The sequence below is a fragment of the Breznakiella homolactica genome (assembly GCF_016616095.2).
Classification (GTDB): domain Bacteria; phylum Spirochaetota; class Spirochaetia; order Treponematales; family Breznakiellaceae; genus Breznakiella; species Breznakiella homolactica.
Window position 1 is genome coordinate 3,357,873 of record NZ_CP067089.2, and the last position, 16,385, is coordinate 3,374,257.

Annotated in this window: 15 protein-coding genes; 9 read left to right on the top strand and 6 right to left on the bottom strand. The window is 55.2% G+C overall.

Features of this window, described 5'->3' with window-relative positions:
• Positions 1 to 81: 81 nt before the first annotated feature.
• The 4 genes from JFL75_RS15170 to JFL75_RS15185 are packed head-to-tail and all read left to right on the top strand — an operon-like array spanning position 82 to position 4,629.
• Entirely contained in the window at positions 82 to 558 is a 477-nt protein-coding gene (locus tag JFL75_RS15170) for an SH3 domain-containing protein (RefSeq protein WP_215627524.1), read from the top strand.
• 1 nt (position 559) lies between these two features.
• Positions 560 to 1,489: a M48 family metalloprotease gene (locus JFL75_RS15175; protein ID WP_215627525.1), complete on the top strand. Its 930-nt coding sequence runs from the start codon at positions 560 to 562 to the stop codon at positions 1,487 to 1,489.
• Between the two features lie 19 nt (positions 1,490 to 1,508).
• A complete protein-coding gene (locus JFL75_RS15180) occupies positions 1,509 to 3,677 on the top strand; it encodes a CHASE2 domain-containing protein (protein ID WP_223292665.1) in 2,169 nt (722 codons plus the stop codon).
• A gap of 31 nt (positions 3,678 to 3,708) precedes the next feature.
• A complete protein-coding gene (locus JFL75_RS15185; RefSeq protein ID WP_215627526.1) occupies positions 3,709 to 4,629 on the top strand; it encodes a nucleoside hydrolase in 921 nt (306 codons plus the stop codon).
• Here the strand turns inward: JFL75_RS15185 and JFL75_RS15190 are convergent.
• On the bottom strand, positions 4,621 to 5,601 hold the full coding sequence (locus JFL75_RS15190) for an aromatic ring-hydroxylating oxygenase subunit alpha (protein ID WP_215627527.1): 981 nt from the start codon (positions 5,599 to 5,601) through the stop codon (positions 4,621 to 4,623). The two genes, JFL75_RS15185 and JFL75_RS15190, sit on opposite strands and share 9 nt — an antisense overlap.
• A gap of 110 nt (positions 5,602 to 5,711) precedes the next feature.
• Positions 5,712 to 6,572: a flagellin N-terminal helical domain-containing protein gene (locus tag JFL75_RS15195; RefSeq protein WP_215627528.1), complete on the bottom strand. Its 861-nt coding sequence runs from the start codon at positions 6,570 to 6,572 to the stop codon at positions 5,712 to 5,714.
• Between the two features lie 641 nt (positions 6,573 to 7,213).
• Here JFL75_RS15195 and JFL75_RS15200 point away from each other — a divergent pair.
• Positions 7,214 to 8,014, top strand: coding sequence for a sulfite exporter TauE/SafE family protein (locus tag JFL75_RS15200; protein ID WP_215627529.1), 801 nt, complete (start codon positions 7,214 to 7,216; stop codon positions 8,012 to 8,014).
• Between the two features lie 28 nt (positions 8,015 to 8,042).
• Here the strand turns inward: JFL75_RS15200 and JFL75_RS15205 are convergent, their stop codons facing one another.
• The gene (locus JFL75_RS15205) at positions 8,043 to 8,471 is read right to left on the bottom strand and encodes a hypothetical protein (protein ID WP_215627530.1); all 429 of its coding nucleotides are present in this window, start codon (positions 8,469 to 8,471) and stop codon (positions 8,043 to 8,045) included.
• 686 nt (positions 8,472 to 9,157) lie between these two features.
• Here JFL75_RS15205 and rsmI point away from each other — a divergent pair.
• The 4 genes from rsmI (at position 9,158) to JFL75_RS15225 (ending at position 12,357) form a co-directional block, all read left to right on the top strand.
• Positions 9,158 to 9,838 carry a 16S rRNA (cytidine(1402)-2'-O)-methyltransferase gene (rsmI, locus tag JFL75_RS15210; RefSeq protein ID WP_215628623.1) on the top strand — a complete coding sequence of 227 codons (681 nt, stop codon included), beginning with the start codon at positions 9,158 to 9,160 and terminating at the stop codon, positions 9,836 to 9,838.
• 48 nt (positions 9,839 to 9,886) lie between these two features.
• Positions 9,887 to 10,171, top strand: coding sequence for a flagellar biosynthesis anti-sigma factor FlgM (locus tag JFL75_RS15215; protein WP_215627531.1), 285 nt, complete (start codon positions 9,887 to 9,889; stop codon positions 10,169 to 10,171).
• A gap of 213 nt (positions 10,172 to 10,384) precedes the next feature.
• Entirely contained in the window at positions 10,385 to 11,530 is a 1,146-nt protein-coding gene (locus JFL75_RS15220; RefSeq protein WP_215627532.1) for an iron-containing alcohol dehydrogenase, read from the top strand.
• Between the two features lie 2 nt (positions 11,531 to 11,532).
• On the top strand, positions 11,533 to 12,357 hold the full coding sequence (locus JFL75_RS15225; protein WP_223292666.1) for a TrmH family RNA methyltransferase: 825 nt from the start codon (positions 11,533 to 11,535) through the stop codon (positions 12,355 to 12,357).
• Here the strand turns inward: JFL75_RS15225 and JFL75_RS15230 are convergent.
• The 3 genes from JFL75_RS15230 to JFL75_RS15240 form a co-directional block, all read right to left on the bottom strand.
• Positions 12,332 to 13,471 (bottom strand): glycerate kinase family protein, encoded by a 1,140-nt coding sequence (locus JFL75_RS15230; protein WP_215627533.1) that lies wholly within the window; start codon positions 13,469 to 13,471, stop codon positions 12,332 to 12,334. The two genes, JFL75_RS15225 and JFL75_RS15230, sit on opposite strands and share 26 nt — an antisense overlap.
• A gap of 141 nt (positions 13,472 to 13,612) precedes the next feature.
• Entirely contained in the window at positions 13,613 to 14,749 is a 1,137-nt protein-coding gene (locus tag JFL75_RS15235) for a CdaR family transcriptional regulator (RefSeq protein ID WP_215627534.1), read from the bottom strand.
• A 121-nt stretch (positions 14,750 to 14,870) separates the two neighbouring features.
• Complete coding sequence (locus JFL75_RS15240) at positions 14,871 to 16,367, bottom strand: HDOD domain-containing protein (RefSeq protein WP_215627535.1); 1,497 nt, start codon at positions 16,365 to 16,367, stop codon at positions 14,871 to 14,873.
• Positions 16,368 to 16,385 lie beyond the last annotated feature (18 nt).

A 16,385-nucleotide genomic window follows, 5' to 3' on the forward strand; every position in this document is an offset into this window, starting at 1 on the left:
AATAGACAGAAAGCGCGTATTTCTAGCCATATTAAACAATTCGTATTATAATGAAGCGAATTTCTGTTTTGAGAGGCGTGTATGAAAAAGGGTATAGTAACCTTGCTCCTGGTTTTCGGAGTACTTAGTGTTTTGCCGGCTCAGTCGCTGAAAAACAAAACCGTCTATATTGCGGTCAGAAGTACCAATTTAAAAAGCTCCACGGGATTTTTTGCCCGCACGACGGGAACCGCTTCCTACGGCGACACCTTTAAGGTTCTCCAGGAAAAAGGGAAATGGGTGGAAGTTCAGTCCAGCTCCAATTCTTCTCTCAAAGGCTGGGTGGCAACGACAAACGTAACGACGAAACGTATCACCTCATCAAGTTCGTCGGTTTCCGCTTCCGCCGATGAACTGGCGCTGGCCGGGAAAGGTTTTTCCGCCGAGGTGGAAAAGGAATACCGCAGCGCCGAGTCCCTCAATTACGATGCCATTGACCGTATGGAGGTTCCCGTGGTTTCGAATGAGGATGTCTACAGTTTTCTTGTTGAAGGCCATCTGGCCACGGCGGAGGAATAATATGAAAACACAGAAATTATCCGTACAGCAGGTTTGTTTTCTTTTGGCCGCGGTTTTTTCCGTTCTGTTTCTGGGTTCCTGTTCCACCCTGGCGTCGGTGACCAGCGTGGGCGCCCAGATCGCCGGCGGGCTCGGCGTAATCGACCAGAACACCGCGGATGCCATCGCCAAATCGAGCGACGCCATCGGCAAAGCCGCGGAGGAGATCAACCCCGAACAGGAATACTACATCGGCCGGGCTGTGGGAGCCAACATTCTCACCATATACAAGCCGTATACCGCCGATCCTGCCCTGACCCGGTACGTAAATCTGGTCTGCCAGGCTGTGGCGGTCAATTCCCCGAGGCCCGAACTCTTTAACGGATACCGGGTCCTGATACTGGACAGCCAGGAAATCAACGCCTTCGCGACCTCCGGCGGCCATATTTTCATAACCCGGGGCCTTCTGGACTGCGCTAAATCCGAGGATGCCCTGGCGGGGGTTATCGCCCATGAAATCGCCCATATCCAGCTTCAGCACAGCATAAAGGCGATTAAGACGAGCCGGATAACCCAGGCGATTGTGGTAACCGGGACTTCCGCTATCAGTGTCGCAGCGGACGGTACGACCCTGGGTGAGCTGACGGATATATTTGATGAGTCGGTAAATGAGATTATCACCACCTTGGTTAACAGCGGGTATTCCCAGACTCAGGAATTCGAAGCCGATACCCTGGCGCTTTCCCTGATGGCTTTGGCGGGATACCAGCCGTCCTGCCTTGAGGATATGCTTAAGGTGCTTCAGCAGAAGGAAAAAGGCCAGTCCGGCGGGTTTATCAAAACCCATCCCAGCGCGTCCAAGCGGATCGAAAATATCAATAAAACCGTCGGTACCTACCATATGGCGGATACCCGGCAGTACCGCGAAGCGCGGTTCGACGCGTTGTTTTAGTTTATAACCGGGCGGCAGTATGGGAACGAAAAAGAAGTCAAACGTCACCAGGAAAAGAATGGCAGCGGCGGTTATTATCCTTTCGGTTTTTGCCGTCACCGCGCTGCTGTACGGTTTCGGTGTTTTCGAATACCTGGAACAGAAAACCTACGACCTCCGGGTCCGGCTTCTGGCGGATTCCGCCCGGCCCAGCGATGATATCATTATCATCCTTCTCAACCAGGACAGTATCGATTGGGCATACACCCAGCGGGGCTGGTCGTGGCCCTGGCCGCGGAAGGCCTACGCGGAACTGGTGGATTATATGAATCTGTCCGGGGCGGCTTCGGTCGCCTTTGACGTTATTTTTTCCGAACCGTCGCTGTACGGCCCGGAGGATGACGCTGAATTTGCCCGGGCCAGCAGGGATTACGGCAAAGTGGTGCAGACGGTATTTTTCAGCACCCAGTCGGGAAGCGTTTCCCGGTGGCCTGGAGATCTCGATGTTCCGCTGTTTAATCCCGCCGGACTGGGAGGGCTGCTTTCCAGATACATCCTGGCCGCCGGAGACAGTGACCGTCAGATGGGGGCGCAGTTCCCGATTCCGGAACTGCTCTCCGGAGCCGGGGCGGTGGGCAATATCACCGGACGGCCCGACAGCGACGGCTTGTTCCGGCGGACCCCGCTGTTCGCCTATTTTGACGGAAAGGCTGTTCCGGGTCTCTCGGCGGCTTCTATGCTGGCCGCCGGCGAAAGTGAGGATATCCAGTATATCCCGGAAAAACGGGTCATTCTCTGGGGGGATTACACCATCCCCGTGGATGAAAACGGCGCGAGCCTGCTCCGGTTCCGGAGCAGCCTGGACCGGTATATTCCTCTCAGCGCCGGCGATGTGCTCCAGAGCGCCGAGGATTTAAAAGCCGGCCGGGAGCCGCTTCTGATTCCCGAGGATTTTGAGGGAAAGTATATCTTTTTCGGATATTACGCGCCGGGGCTCTTTGATATCTGCAGTACCCCGGTTTCCGCGGTATACCCCGGAGTCGGGATCCATATAACCATGCTGGACAATATTCTCCAGCAGGACTTTATCAGGACGGTTCCCCATTGGATAACCCTGGTGTTTGTCCTTGCGGCGGTGGTGCTTCTTACGGCGGCGGTGCTTTTTTCCGGCCGTATCGCGGCGGCGGTGGGTGTTCTGGGCGGAATGCTCGTGGTGATCGGAGGCGCTTCCTTTGCGGCCTACGCCGGCGGGTTCTGGCTGCCCATGGTAGCGCCCCTGGCGGGAACGGTATTCGCGTTTCTGGCCTCAACCCTGTACAGTTATTCCACCGAAGGCAGCCAGAAGCGGTTTATTAAGTCCGCGTTCAGCCAGTACCTGAGCCCCGCGGTAATAGACCGGCTCCTGGCGGATCCCGAACGGTTAACCCTCGGAGGCGAACGCCGGGAAATCAGCATTTACTTTTCCGATGTCCAGGGCTTTACCACCATTTCGGAAAAACTCGATCCCTCCAAACTCACGGAACTGCTCAACAATTACCTGTCCTTTATGTCGGATATTATCCTCGAATCCGGGGGAACCATCGACAAATACGAAGGCGATGCCATTATCGCCTTCTGGAACGCCCCGGTGGACCTGGAGGACCACGCCGCCCGCGCGCTGGGGGCCGCCCTGGACTGCCAGCACAAACTGGAAGAGCGGCAGGCCGATTTTGAAGCCCGGTACGGCTCCCGGCTGATCACCCGGATCGGCCTCAATACGGGATACGCCGTAGTGGGAAACATGGGTTCAGCCAAACGGTTCGACTATACCATGCTGGGGGATTCGGTCAATCTCGCGGCCCGCCTGGAAGGCCTCAACAAGCAGTTCGGGACGTATACCATGTGTACCCAGGCCACCATGGATAAGGCCAATCTTCAGGGAACGTATTTCGGCCGGGAACTTGCGAAGGTCGCGGTGGTGGGGAAAAAAGAACCCGTCGCGGTGTACGAACCCATGACCGAAGAGGATTACCGGAGACTCCAGCCGGTTCTTGAGGAATTCAGCGCCGCCCGCATATTGTTCTATGAAGGAAAGTTTTCCGAAGCCCTGCCCCGTTTTGAGAAACTGGCGGAGACGGATAAGCCTTCGTATTTCTACGCGGAACAGTGCCGGTATTACCTGAAAAATCCCGGAGAGTGGCAGGGTTTCTGGAAGGCGACAAGCAAATAAGCCGGCCCTGAAATTCGGCCCGGAGGAATATATGAAAATTCCCGTAATTATCGACTGTGACCCCGGTCTTGACGATGCCGTGGCCCTGCTGTTCGCGTTCGGCTGCGCCGGGCTGGATGTAAAAGCCGTCACCGCGGTATGCGGAAACCAGGGGCTCGAGAAGACCTTTCTCAACGCGAGAAAAATCACGGCCTTTGCCGGAATGGATATACCTGTAGCCGGAGGCGCGGTAAAGCCTCTGAGGCGAAGTCCCGTCACGGCCGCTTATGTTCACGGCAGTGACGGCCTCGGCGGTCTTGAGCTCCCCGATCCTCCGCCGGCTTCGTCTCCGGACGCGGTTACCCTCATGGGGAATATTATTGAAAAAAGCCCTGACCCGGTTTCCCTGGTGGCAATCGGACCGCTGACGAATGTGGCGCAGCTCCTTTCTTCCCGCCCCGGACTGAAACCGAATATCAAAGTAATTTCCCTTATGGGCGGCGCGGTGGAAGGCGGGAATGTCACCCCCCGGGCGGAGTTTAATATATACGCCGATCCCGACGCCGCGGCGATTGTTTTTTCCGCCGGGGTTCCCATCGTTATGGCGGGCCTGGATGTAACGAAAAAAGCCTTGATGTTTGAGGCTGACGCGGCGGAACTCCGCCGGACAGGCCGCAGGATCCCGGTCTTCGCGGCGGATATTTTTGAACGGTATTTCCGGTATTACCGGGAGCAGGGGATCGAAGGCTGTTATCTCCACGACCCCTGTTCGGTGGCGTACCTTCTGGACCCATCGCTGTTTACGTCCGGGAAAATGCATGTCTCCGTGGGAACCTCCGACGGAGAGCTTCTGGGCGCGACGGTATGTTCCGGCCCGGACAGCGCGGAAAAACAGGCAAACGCCGAAGTGCTGCTGGATATAGACCGGCCCCGCTTTATCAAAATGGTAAAGGACGCTCTGAATTCATACTGAGTTTTTCAGGGATTCCCGCATTCTCCGGTAACTTATTATCGGAAGATCCCCGCGGATAAGATTTTCGCTTAATTCTTTTTCCGAACTGTCAGGCAATTGTGTCACAACAACCCGCCTGTCCTGCCTGAGGATTTTCAGGCTGAACCGGTACATAACCAGATCCGCGAGTTTTTTAAGGACCGGAATTCTTATGAATTTCTGGTATGTCCGCAGGTAAATCCGCGTATGATTACCGTCGATGGGCGCGAATACGATGGCCACCCTCAGCGAGGGCGCGATCCAGTTCTGCCAGAGATTCGGAAAAATAAAATGAATATGCTGTGATGATTCATCGGGCGCCGGAAAGTCAGCCTGTTTTAACGGCTTCTCTCCATGGTCCTCGGTGTTGCGGGGCCAGAACAGAATTTCGTTTCCCCGTATCTGTTCAATTGGCCCATTGACCAATGTCCGGTTTCCGCGGCCGATTGTGTTGTAGTGGACAAAGGGAAGATGAACAAGATCCAGCTGGTTCTCGATGGTGCGCGAGTAATGCACCGGCCATGTGTCGGTGATGAGGGTATATGAAAACTCTTTTTCCGCCAGATTCTGAAACCGGGGAACATTGGGGTATTCTTCCCGGTGTTCCCCCCACCAGATATAGATAAAACCCTGGCTTTCCCGGGACGGATATGCTTCAACATGGAAATTCTGAGGCACCGGCGCGGTTTTTCCGTTGGCTGGTATGAGACGGCACCTGCCCGAAGAATCGTATTCAAATCCATGAAAAGGGCACTGTACGGCTTCTCTGTCGGTGCAGACTGTACCGGCGGCCAGGGAGGTACCGCGGTGGGCGCATACATCCTTCATGCAGATTATCTGCCCTTTGCTGTCCCGCCAGAATACCAGCCGTTCCCCCAGCCGTGTAACCCCCAGGGGTTTGCCTTTTTTTACTTCATCCGAATCCAGCACTCCGTACCATTGATTCCTGATCATGGTGTATCCTGTTTTTAAATATATAAACAGTATAAACTTTTTTTGACCTGCGGGCAAAAAGAAGCCGTTCCGGCCTAAGCCGGAACGGCGCCTTCCCGGTACGTCCCTGCTTACTGCAGGAGCTGGAGTACGCTTTGGCTTCTCTGATTTGCCTGAGCGAGCATCGCGGTCCCTGACTGACTGAGAATCTGGTTCTTGGTGTAGTCGACCGTTTCGTTCGCCATGTTGACATCACGGATCCGTGATTCAGAGGCCTGCAGATTTTCGGCACCGACATCGATGCCGCGAATCGCGTGTTCCAGGCGGTTTTGGTAGGCGCCAAGATCAGCACGTTGTTTGTTGATGATCTTAATCGCCTCGTCAAGGGTTCCAATGGCACGGTTGGCACTGTCCGGAGCGGACAGTGAAAGAATTGACTCGTCACCGACGTTGCGGACCCCAAGGCCCTTGGCAGTCATGGTGCCGATATATACCCGTTCCCGCTGATCCATATTGGCGCCGATGTGGAACCACATGGAAGCGGTAACAATGTTTTCGCCCACTTCCCGGCCGAAACGTCCGGTCAGCAGGTTCATGCCGTTAAACTGTGCGTGTGATGCAATGCGGTCTACTTCATCAATAAGCTGAGAAACTTCGACCTGGATCATCATCCGGTCTTCCGCTGAGTAGATACCGTTGGAAGCCTGAACCGCCAGTTCACGCATGCGCTGGATGATGTCCTGGGTTTCCTGCAGATACCCTTCCGCGGTCTGGATGAATGAGATACCATTCTGGGCGTTGGTTGACGCCTGGTTCAAACCGCGAATCTGGCTCCGCATTTTCTCGGAAACAGCGAGTCCAGATGCATCATCCCCGGCGCGGTTAATCCGATAGCCACTCGAAAGTTTCTCAATATTCTTGTCCAGATAGTTCTGGGTGACTTTGAGGGACCTGTCGGCAAACATCGCGCTTAGGTTGTGATTAATAATCATAAATATTCACTCCTTTGGCATTTTCAGTACGCTGCCGTCCCATGACGGCATTTGGCACTGCGGCATCCATGCCGTGGAAGAATTGCCAAAGCAATTCTTCCAAGCTCAGTAAAGAAATGTGCCTGAACCCTCGACCCACCCGTTCCCGGAAGGGTGAGGTTACCCGGATTATTTTATTGCCACGGAGGCCCGACGGGCGCATGACAGTAATCCGGTTTCATTATCTATATCGGATTTACCCAAAACCCCCTTTAGGGGAATCATCAAAAAATCGTCAGGACATCTGTATTATGGGTATTATCCGGCACCCGCGCGGCCTTTTCTCCGCCTTGATTCTGTGCCGCCGTTTGAGGGAGGACGCTTCCGCCGCCGGAAACCAGGAGTGGGGGTAAGGGCAGCACCGGGCCGGTTAAGCCGGGAAGCACCCGGCTGTTCCGGTAACGCCGGGTGGCGGATAAAAAGGGGATTGAGCGACTTTCGAGGCCGCAGGCCGCTGAGGAGCCAATCCCCTTTTTATCCGCCAGGACCCGCAGAACTGGTATAAACGGGTGCTTTCCGGCTTGAAAGACTTGGTGCTCCCCCGCATATCTTACAGTCCCGGATGTTTTAGTTTATAGTTTGAACCGGTTTACAATATAGCTATGACGGTGTTTGTTTTTTTTATTATCAGTTTGTCCGCCTCTGTGATCGGCGCCGTCTGCGGGATCGGCGGCGGAGTTATTATCAAACCCTGCCTGGATATTTTTAACCTTGCCGGCATCGCGACAATCAGTTTTCTTTCGAGTTCCACCGTTTTGGCCATGACTACCTATTCGGTGGCCAGGACCTTGATTTCCCGGGACGGGCATCTCAATATGAAGATTGCCACGCCCCTCGCCGCGGGGGCCGCCCTGGGCGGGGTTCTCGGGCAGGAGCTCTTCCGGATGCTCCGGGCATTTTTCGCCGGATCGGACCGGATCGGCGCGGTGCAGGCCGTCTGTCTCGGCATTATGACCCTTGGAACCCTTGTCTATACGGTTAAGAAAAAATCCATCCCCACCCATCAGGTAAAGAATGCCGGGGTCTGCATTCTTATCGGGTTTCTTCTGGGACTTGTTTCAAGCTTTCTCGGGATCGGCGGCGGCCCCATGAACCTGGTGGTTCTGTATTATTTCTTTTCCATGGACACGAAAAGCGCGGTCCACACGTCGCTGTACCTTATTTTTTTCAGTCAGCTCATGAATATACTTTCTACCGTAGTGACCGGCACTGTCCCCGATTTCGATCCCCTGGTTCTCGTTACCATGATTGCCGGCGGCATCGGCGGCGGAATAATCGGAAGGGGCCTGCATAAACGGATACGAGCGGAGGCCGTGGAACGGCTGTTTATTGGTCTTATGGCGGTGATAATCGGAATCAGTGTTTACAATGCAATCCAGTATTCGGGATTGTTCGGCGGCTGACCGCCGAACCGGCGCGCGGGCCGTAAATTTACCGTTTTGACCGGGGACCGCGGCAGCGGCTGCAGCCGATAACGTGCACATGGGACCGGCCGGGTTTGTCAAACATCCGGGCAATGAGTATTTCTTCGGGTTTCAGGGCGTGGCCGCAGACCGGGCATTTCCGCTGCCGTTCGCCTTCGAGACAGTACACGCATCCGCTGATGTGCATGAGCCGGTCCGTGCCTCCCATGGAAGGGAAGGCCGCGGATTTTACCCGCTCTCCCCGTTCCAGCCTGGCGGAACAGACCGGGCACGTCCGGGGCGCGCCGGGAACCCCTTCGCCGGATGATTTTTTCTGTGTTTTGCGCCGTTTTCCCCTGGATTTTCCGCCGGTAAGGCTCCAGAACAGGTTGTACCCGAACCACAGCAGAATAACCGCCAGGATTATAAACAGCAGCGCCTGAAAATAAGACCCCATGGTTTTAAGTATCGGCCGCAGGACCCTTTATTATTCGAAATACTTAGCAAAGCAGCATGGTGTGATACCGGGGCCGCGGGTCCTGCCGCAGGGTATGGGGTATGGCTCCCTGTCGGCCTTCGGCCTCGAAAGTCGTTTTATATGAAAGACCCGGCGTTGCCGATCCGGGCCATACTGCTTTGCCGTTTCTGTATAAATAGGGTCCTGCGGCCGGCTCCTGTTGAGAGGTTGGATGGGTCTATGAGGACGGTTTTGTTCGGGGTGGTGCCTTGGAGAGGGATGTTTTGCCGTTAACCGGACTGCTCTCAATCGCAGCCCCCCTCCCGCTGCCACACCATCACGAAAATGGCCGCCATCCGCCAACACCTCCCCACTGAAATGACACCACAACCCAGTCTCCCCGCCAGAGCAGGGCACCGCAGTATACGGAGAAACGGCACAGAAGCATGGTAGGGAAAAGCAGTGCGGGGTGTCTGATGACTGGGGGTATGGCGGCTTTCGAGGCCGCAGGCCGACGCGCCGCAGGCCGACACGCCGCAGGCCGACACGCCGCAGGCCGACACGCCGCCATACCCCCAGCCATCAGACAGGACCCCCGGACCTTCTCTCCCCATGCTTCTGTGTGTATTTGCACTTAGTACTGCGGTGCCCTGTACTGCCGGTTAAGTACCGTATATACTGTTGTGGTGTCAATTCTATACATTATTGGGACCCCCATCGGAAATTTAGGGGATTTAACGGTCCGGGCGGCGGAAATTCTCGGATCCGTGGACCTGGTGGCCAGTGAGGATACCCGCCAGACCCTTAAACTGCTCAGCCATTTGAATATTCGGGTCAGGATGGTGTCCTGCCGGTCCCAGAACGAGGGGTTTGCCTCGGAAAAAATCGTCCGCGCCCTTGATGACGGCCAGAATGTGGCATATACTAGTGATGCGGGGACCCCTGCGCTGAGCGATCCCGGCGCCGTGCTGGTCCGGGCGGCGGTTAAAGCCGGCCATGAGGTTATTCCCGTGCCGGGGCCATCCGCGTTCGCTTCGCTGGTCAGCGTTGCGGGGGGAACCGATAAAACCGTGGTTTTTGAGGGATTTCTGTCTCCCAAAGCCGGCCGCCGCCGTTCCCGGCTCAAGGAACTGCTGGATTCGGAATCAGCCTTTGTTTTGTATGAATCACCCTTCAGGATCCTTAAGCTTTTCGATGATCTTGCCGATTTAGATAACGAGCGGTATGTCTGCGTGGGGCGGGAAATGACCAAAATCCACGAGGAATACCTCCGGGGTTCGGCTGCTGAAGTCCGGGACGTTTTGGCAGGCAGAGAAAAGCAGCTTGGGGAATTTTCAGTATATATATCTGGAAAGAAAAAAGATTAACTATTACAATGAAAGTGTCGATAATGGAGTATAAGGTAGGATATCAGTATGACGATCGATAGGATAGGTTCCATAGATCCCATTCAGCCCGGCAAGAAACCAGGAAGGACCGGTGAGGTTCAGCCCAACGCAAAGCCCGATTCCATAGCTCTGTCTTCAGAGGCCATGGAGAAGGGTGAACTGTACCAGGCCATTGAATTGGTATCCGCGGCTCCGGATGTGCGGGCCGAGCGTATTGCGGAACTCCGCAGCAAAATTGACGATCCTTCATACATTAATGATACCATCATTAAAGCCACGGCGGACAAGATTATGGACGCCTTTGGTTTATAATCCAGGCATTACAAACATGGGCGGAACCGGCGGTTCCGCCTTTTTTTTCCCCGGACCGCGGGCTGGGAGGTTTCGAAACTTTCTAACGTTTGAGAAACTTTAGAAAATTTCTTTATTGCGGCATTTTTCGCACCGTTTTAATAAAACGGGAGAAAATGCGAGGTGTGTCCCTAAGTGTAACCGACACTTTAGAGACACACCCTAGGAGCGCGTATGGCAGATATTTCATTCAGACTGGACCCGGAAATTATCATTGGTACGGATACCGTCAACCGGGCGGGGGCCATTGCCGCGTCCCAGGGCGGCCGGGCACTGGTGGTTACCGAACAGGTATTGTATGAAAAACGCAGTATCGAACGGCTCGTTTCGGTGCTGGAGAATTCCGGTGTGGAAGCCATTGTCTTTGATGAAATTCCTTCCCAGGCGACCGCGGATGTGGCGGAAGCGGCGGCGGAACTGGCCCGGGGCGCCCGGTGTACCGTTATCATCGGTTTCGGGGGCCTTAAAACCCAGTCCATAGCCCGTCTGGCGGCGATGATCACCGATTCCAGGGCACAGCTCTTCGATCTCCTCGACGGGAAAAATCCCGCCTCCAATTTCCTTCCGTATATCGCGGTGCCTACTACAGGCCGGGATCCCTTTCTTTTTTCCAATTCCTTTATCGCCGTAGATCCCCGGGACCGGTCGGTTAAACTCATCAAAGCCCCACAGGGACTCTGCGTGGCGGCAATCATTGACGGCGGGCTTTCGGAATCCTTATCCGGGAAGTTCGCCTCCACCACGGCCTTTGATGGTTTCTGCGCCGCCGTGGAAGGCTACTGCTCCACCAAGGCCCATTTTCTGTCCGACGCTCTCCTGGAACACGCCATTACCCTGTATTCAAAAATTATGAATTCCTATGTGGAAAACCAGGTCTTTGACCTTGTCGGGGGATCTACCAACGCGGGGCTGCTCATGGCCATGGGCTGCGCCATCAGTGCCCCTGGGATCGGCACCGCCCTGGCTTACGCCCTGAACAGCCGGTTTCCGGTGGCTAAATCCTGGTGCTCCACGGTGGTCCTGCCCTATGTCCTGGAACGGTTCGTGACCGCCCGGCCGGAAAAGATGGCCAAAGCCGCCGCCCTTATGGGAGAGCCCGTGGAAGGCGCTTCCGTGACGGACGCGGCGAACATGGCGGTGGACAGCATCCGGCGCCGAATGGGGCTGCTTAAGGTTCCCGCGCGGCTCAAGGAATTCGACCTTTCCCTGGATAAACTGGTTCCTGTGGCGGAATCCGCCCGGAACCTGGAGTTCGTGGCCTATTCTCCCAGGACTATTTCCACGGAAGACGCCTACGATATCCTCAAGCAGGCCTATTAGCCGTGATTCCCCTGCATAAACTTGAAAAACTCCCCCGTTCGCAGCGTCTGCGCAAGATATTGAAGATCATTGCCGCTGCTGAGATGGAAATATCCCGGCCGGAAAACGGTTTTGCGGCGGATGTTCCCTATCTGACGGCGGTGCTGAGGCTGCTTGCGGAGGATACCGGTTTTTCCGGCGCTTCCGCGGCTGCTCTTTCATCGGCATGGGAGGCTTTCAGGCTGGCTGAATCCCCGGTTTCGGAACTCTCCCGGGGGGAACTCCTGCGCCGGCTGAACGGAACGCGCCATATTCTCCTCGCCGAAATAGGGAAGCATCCCGCGGACTGGGATTTTATTGACCACGGGGGCCGGCTCGACCAGTCCCAGCGCCGGGTTTTCCCGGGGGTCGCGGTATACCTTGAGGATATCCGCTCTCCTTTTAATGTGGGTGCCATGTTCCGGACCGCCGAGTCCTTCGGGGCGGAAACGCTCCTTCTGTCCCCCCTCTGCGCGGACCCCGGCCATCCCCGGGCGGAACGGACCGCCATGGGATGCATCGCGGTTCTGCCCTGGGAGCGGGTACCCCTGGAGGAACTGCCGGGGCCAGTATTCGCCCTGGAAACCGGCGGCACTCCCCTGGCGGATTTCAACTTTCCGCTGCGGGGAACCGCAATCGTCGGTTCCGAGGAACTGGGGGTCAGTCCCGGGGCGCTTGCCCTGGCGGATCAATCCCTGGGCAGGGTCTCAATCCCTGTCTACGGGGCCAAGGGTTCCCTCAACGCCGGTGTGGCTTTTGGTATTGTGATGCAGGCCTGGGCTTTCAGTTTAAGCCAAAGGCGGTCATAAACCGCAGCAGATTATCCACGGTTAGAATTAGGTCATTTTTTGAGCGTTCCCGGGCTTCCTTAAAGGGGACCGCCACACGGTTGATGCTGAAAATGCCCGAAACTCCCTCGGCGTACGCTCCTTCGATAGTGTCGCCGATGTCGCCCACAATGGCCGCGACAGGAACCTTTTGTTTTTTCGCCCGCCGGGCGACACCGATGACCACCTTTCCCCGGAGACTCTGGGAGTCGATTTTTCCCTCTCCGGTAAAAACCAGATCCGTCCCCTTGAGCAGCCCGTCGAAATCCACCGTATCCAGCACGGTCTCTATGCCCATCTGGAGGCGGGAGCCGAAAAAGGCGACCATACCGCCCCCCATGCCTCCCGCGGCTCCGGCCCCGGGCAGGGACGAAACATCCGTACCCAGTTCTTGCTTAACCATCTCCGATACGGCCCGGAGTTCCCGGTCGAGGGTTTCCACCATCTCCGGGTCAGCGCCCTTCTGGGGTGCGAAAACATAGGCGGCGCCGGTTTTGCCGTACAGGGGATTGTCGATGTCGCACATGGTGACGATTTCCATGGCCTTGAGTTCCGGGAGCAGGCCGCTTATGTCAATCCGGGCTATCCGGGAAAGGGTTCCGCCCACGGGGATGAATTCCTTTCCACCGGAATCGAGAAAACGTACCCCCGCGGCGGCGGCCGCGCCGGTCCCGAAATCATTGGTGGCGCTTCCGCCGAGGCCGACGATCATCTTTCTGCAGCCCCGCTTCGCGGCGTCCGCCATAAGCATTCCCACGCCGTAGGTGGTGGTTTTTTCGGCGTGGAGTTTGTCCCCCACCAAAGGAAGCCCGGCGGCGGCGGCCATTTCGATCACCGCGGTGGTTCCGCCGTCAATAAGGCCGTAAAATCCGGTCATGTCTTCCATGTACGGCCCCTTTACGGGGATTTCTATCTTTTCCCCGCCCAGGGCGGCGAGGAACGAGTCCACACTGCCTTCCCCGCCGTCGGCCACGGGTATGGAAATGACCTCGGCCCGGGGAAGGTATTTTTTTATACACTCTTCCATGGCGGAACATATTTCTCCGGAACTCATGGTTCCTTTAAACGAATCCGGAATGAGAATTATTTTTTTCATTATGGCCTGTCTCCTTGGCGATAAAGATTTCCGTTACGCGGCGGATGCCTTTCATCGTAATTATAGAGGTACTTTCATCAGCCGTATATGGTACCGAAACCAGTGTTACAAGGAAAATACTGGCCTTTGAACCAGGGCTGTTTAAAACTTCTTTATATCCCCGAAAAATTGTATAGCCAGATAATACAGCGCCGCGTCGGCCATGTTCCGGGGATTGAGGCCTGTCCGTTCATGCAGTTTGTTCAGGTGGTACTGGAGGGTATTTTTATGAATACACAGCCGTTCCGCGGTCCGGCTGACGGACCCGTTTGTGTCAAAGTAGACACGGAGCAGGTGTATCGGTTTTTCCATTTCCCGGTCGGTATACCCGCCGAAAATGTGGCGGATGAATTCCATTTTCGAGGCCGGGGATACTTCATCCATAAAAATTTCGAGATTTATTTCGCTGTAAAAGCGTATGTTTCCGGGGACGCCGCGGGCCGCGGCTAAAGCTTTTTGGGCTTTTTCCAGAGCCCGGCTCAGTTTTTGGCTGGGTTCGTCGATTCCCGCCGCGATGGACAAGCCGTACTGTTTTTGAATCTGATCCTGAATTTTTTCTGCGACGGACCGCAGTTTTGCGTCGTCGCAGCCCGCCAGGAGGCATATCATAGAGGACGCGGTTCTGACAAAAACACTACCGCTTATTTCTTCGGTAATCCTGCGGACGCTGCGGTTTACGCTGTCAATGATACGCTGGCCCTTAAGATTGTCGCTGTACGCGCTCAGCCCGGAAATTTCCGCCGCCAGGATCCTCCGGGGGATGGTAACGTCGATACCCATGCCCCTGCCGCGTTCAACAAAGGCCTGCTCATAGGGGACCGTTTCATTGCTGAGCCAGTCGCCGAGGAAGCGCTGCCGTATCCGGTCCTCGAGGTTTTTCAGCTCCGCGGAGTAGCTCTCCAGAAGCAGAATTTCGGTCATCCGCCGTATGATCTGGCTGTATTTGCTGACTTCGCTGTATTCCCCGGTGACACCGATGACTCCGGCTATGTCGCCGTTAAGCATCACCGGTACATTGATGCCTTTCCGGGTTCCTTCGTATTCGTCATCGTCGAATATGGTCAGCTCCTGGAGTTTCTCATCGATGATACGGTAGGCTGCGGCGTGGTACGTGCCGATGCGGGCGGCGTCGGTACTGGCAATGATGATACCCTGGTCATTCATCATATTAACGTGCTGATTTATGATGCCGCTGATATCCGATACAATCCGCAGGGCAATTTCTTTGGAAATAGTCATGATCTTTTCCTGCGTTTATCTTTATTTTCCGGCGGGATGTTTGGGGCGTGTCGTTGTAAAATGCCGGTCCCCCGCGGCGGCCGGCAATGCCGTGCGGCGGGGGTAAACCGGTTCCGCCGGATTAGTGGCTGCTTTCCTTCTTGAATCCCGTGGAGAACCGTTCCAGAAGGCTGTCGATCTGTTTTTTCGACGTTATGTGGAAGTTCTCCAGCACCGACGGTTCGAACTGGTCGAAGTAGACGTTGCCTTTTTCGTATTCGCAGAACATGTTCGCCAGGTACACCGTGTCCACGAGATCCTTGATCTCCGCGGGCGCCGCGGTGGGATCGTGATGGTACCTGATGGCAGCCACCAGGTTTTCCGGGAAGTTCCATTTTTCCGCGATCAGGGCGCCGATTTCCGCGTGGTTCATACCGGCGGCCAGGTCCTCAAAGGTGGACGCGGGAAGGTTTTTCTCAACGCAGAACTGCTTGATCTTTTCCAGAAGATCCGGGTGCACATTGGAGAAAACGATTTTCCCCATATCGTGGAGTATGCCTCCGACGTATACGTCGTCCAGAAGGTTGTTGTCCTTCCGGAAATTCTTAACCAGATTGAAGGCGTAGAACGCGGTCCGGTAGGAATGCTCCCAGAGGGATTTTTTCTCCGCCGTATCGTCCCCCAGTACCTTCTGGGTTCCGTATGAGTACAGCAGGTTCTTGATACCCCTGATCCCGACCATTTTTACCGCCTCGGAGATGCTGTCTACTTTTTTAGCCAGCATGTACTGGGCGGAGTTTACGATCTTAAGCAGGTCGGCGGTCAGGGCGGGATCCATGGAAATCTGCCGGGCAATATCGGTCATTTCCGACTTGGGATCGTTTATCAGTTTCTGCACCAGAAGGATATTTTCCGGGAACTGGGGCAGGGAGTTTACGTTTTCTACAATGGTGCTGGCCAGGATAGAAAGGTTTTCCACCCGGGTCTGATCCAGGGGAATAATAATCCGGGCGACGGTTTCCTTTTCCGTGGCCAGGATATCGAAGCAATCCTCATCCAGGCCGATCTTCTTGAGCATGAGCACCAGGATAACCAGGCCAAGCCCGGCGCCTTCGGTATCGTCCAGTACCTGTGAGAGGGCGTCCTCCAGGTTGTTGTACTGCCGGGAGCGGGCCAGTTTGTCATGGATACGGATAAGCTCCGTTTTTGTAACCGCCACATTGTTCCGGACTTCTATATGAATTATATTTTTCTTTATCTGGAGAATGAGCTTGATATAGAGGCCCTTTTCCTTCTGCATCTGCAGGTAATGGGCAATATTATTAAGGGTATCTTCCTTGAAATTGGCCATGCCGGTTTTATAGTCATCGGGGTTGCCCAGATCGAGACCCCGTTCCATAAAATATACCCGTTTCGTATTGGCTTTCTTGGCGTTAACCGCCAGTTCCTGGACACAGTAAACTATATAATCCTTTAACTTTTCCTGCCCCACATTCTTGAGGAACACCTCAAGGACCTGTTCAATATACATTTCGATCTCATGGGGAAGGGTATATGTGGTAATCGTCAGAGGAATCCCGGATTGAACGGCCTTTTTTATTTTACTTTCATCAACGACCAATTCTTGTGCAGCGGCCATAATTCTTTTCCTTCGTTA

Excerpts from the sequence above, each read along its gene's own strand:
- JFL75_RS15170 (WP_215627524.1), top strand. The coding sequence starts at position 82 with ATGAAAAAGGGTATAGTAACCTTGCTCCTGGTTTTCGGAGTACTTAGT.
- JFL75_RS15220 (WP_215627532.1), top strand. The coding sequence starts at position 10,385 with ATGGCAGATATTTCATTCAGACTGGACCCGGAAATTATCATTGGTACG.
- JFL75_RS15205 (WP_215627530.1), bottom strand. The coding sequence starts at position 8,471 with ATGGGGTCTTATTTTCAGGCGCTGCTGTTTATAATCCTGGCGGTTATT.
- JFL75_RS15190 (WP_215627527.1), bottom strand. The coding sequence starts at position 5,601 with ATGATCAGGAATCAATGGTACGGAGTGCTGGATTCGGATGAAGTAAAA.
- JFL75_RS15185 (WP_215627526.1), top strand. The coding sequence starts at position 3,709 with ATGAAAATTCCCGTAATTATCGACTGTGACCCCGGTCTTGACGATGCC.
- JFL75_RS15215 (WP_215627531.1), top strand. The coding sequence starts at position 9,887 with ATGACGATCGATAGGATAGGTTCCATAGATCCCATTCAGCCCGGCAAG.
- JFL75_RS15230 (WP_215627533.1), bottom strand. The coding sequence starts at position 13,471 with ATGAAAAAAATAATTCTCATTCCGGATTCGTTTAAAGGAACCATGAGT.
- JFL75_RS15235 (WP_215627534.1), bottom strand. The coding sequence starts at position 14,749 with ATGACTATTTCCAAAGAAATTGCCCTGCGGATTGTATCGGATATCAGC.
- JFL75_RS15175 (WP_215627525.1), top strand. The coding sequence starts at position 560 with ATGAAAACACAGAAATTATCCGTACAGCAGGTTTGTTTTCTTTTGGCC.
- JFL75_RS15195 (WP_215627528.1), bottom strand. The coding sequence starts at position 6,572 with ATGATTATTAATCACAACCTAAGCGCGATGTTTGCCGACAGGTCCCTC.
- JFL75_RS15180 (WP_223292665.1), top strand. The coding sequence starts at position 1,509 with ATGGGAACGAAAAAGAAGTCAAACGTCACCAGGAAAAGAATGGCAGCG.
- JFL75_RS15200 (WP_215627529.1), top strand. The coding sequence starts at position 7,214 with ATGACGGTGTTTGTTTTTTTTATTATCAGTTTGTCCGCCTCTGTGATC.
- JFL75_RS15240 (WP_215627535.1), bottom strand. The coding sequence starts at position 16,367 with ATGGCCGCTGCACAAGAATTGGTCGTTGATGAAAGTAAAATAAAAAAG.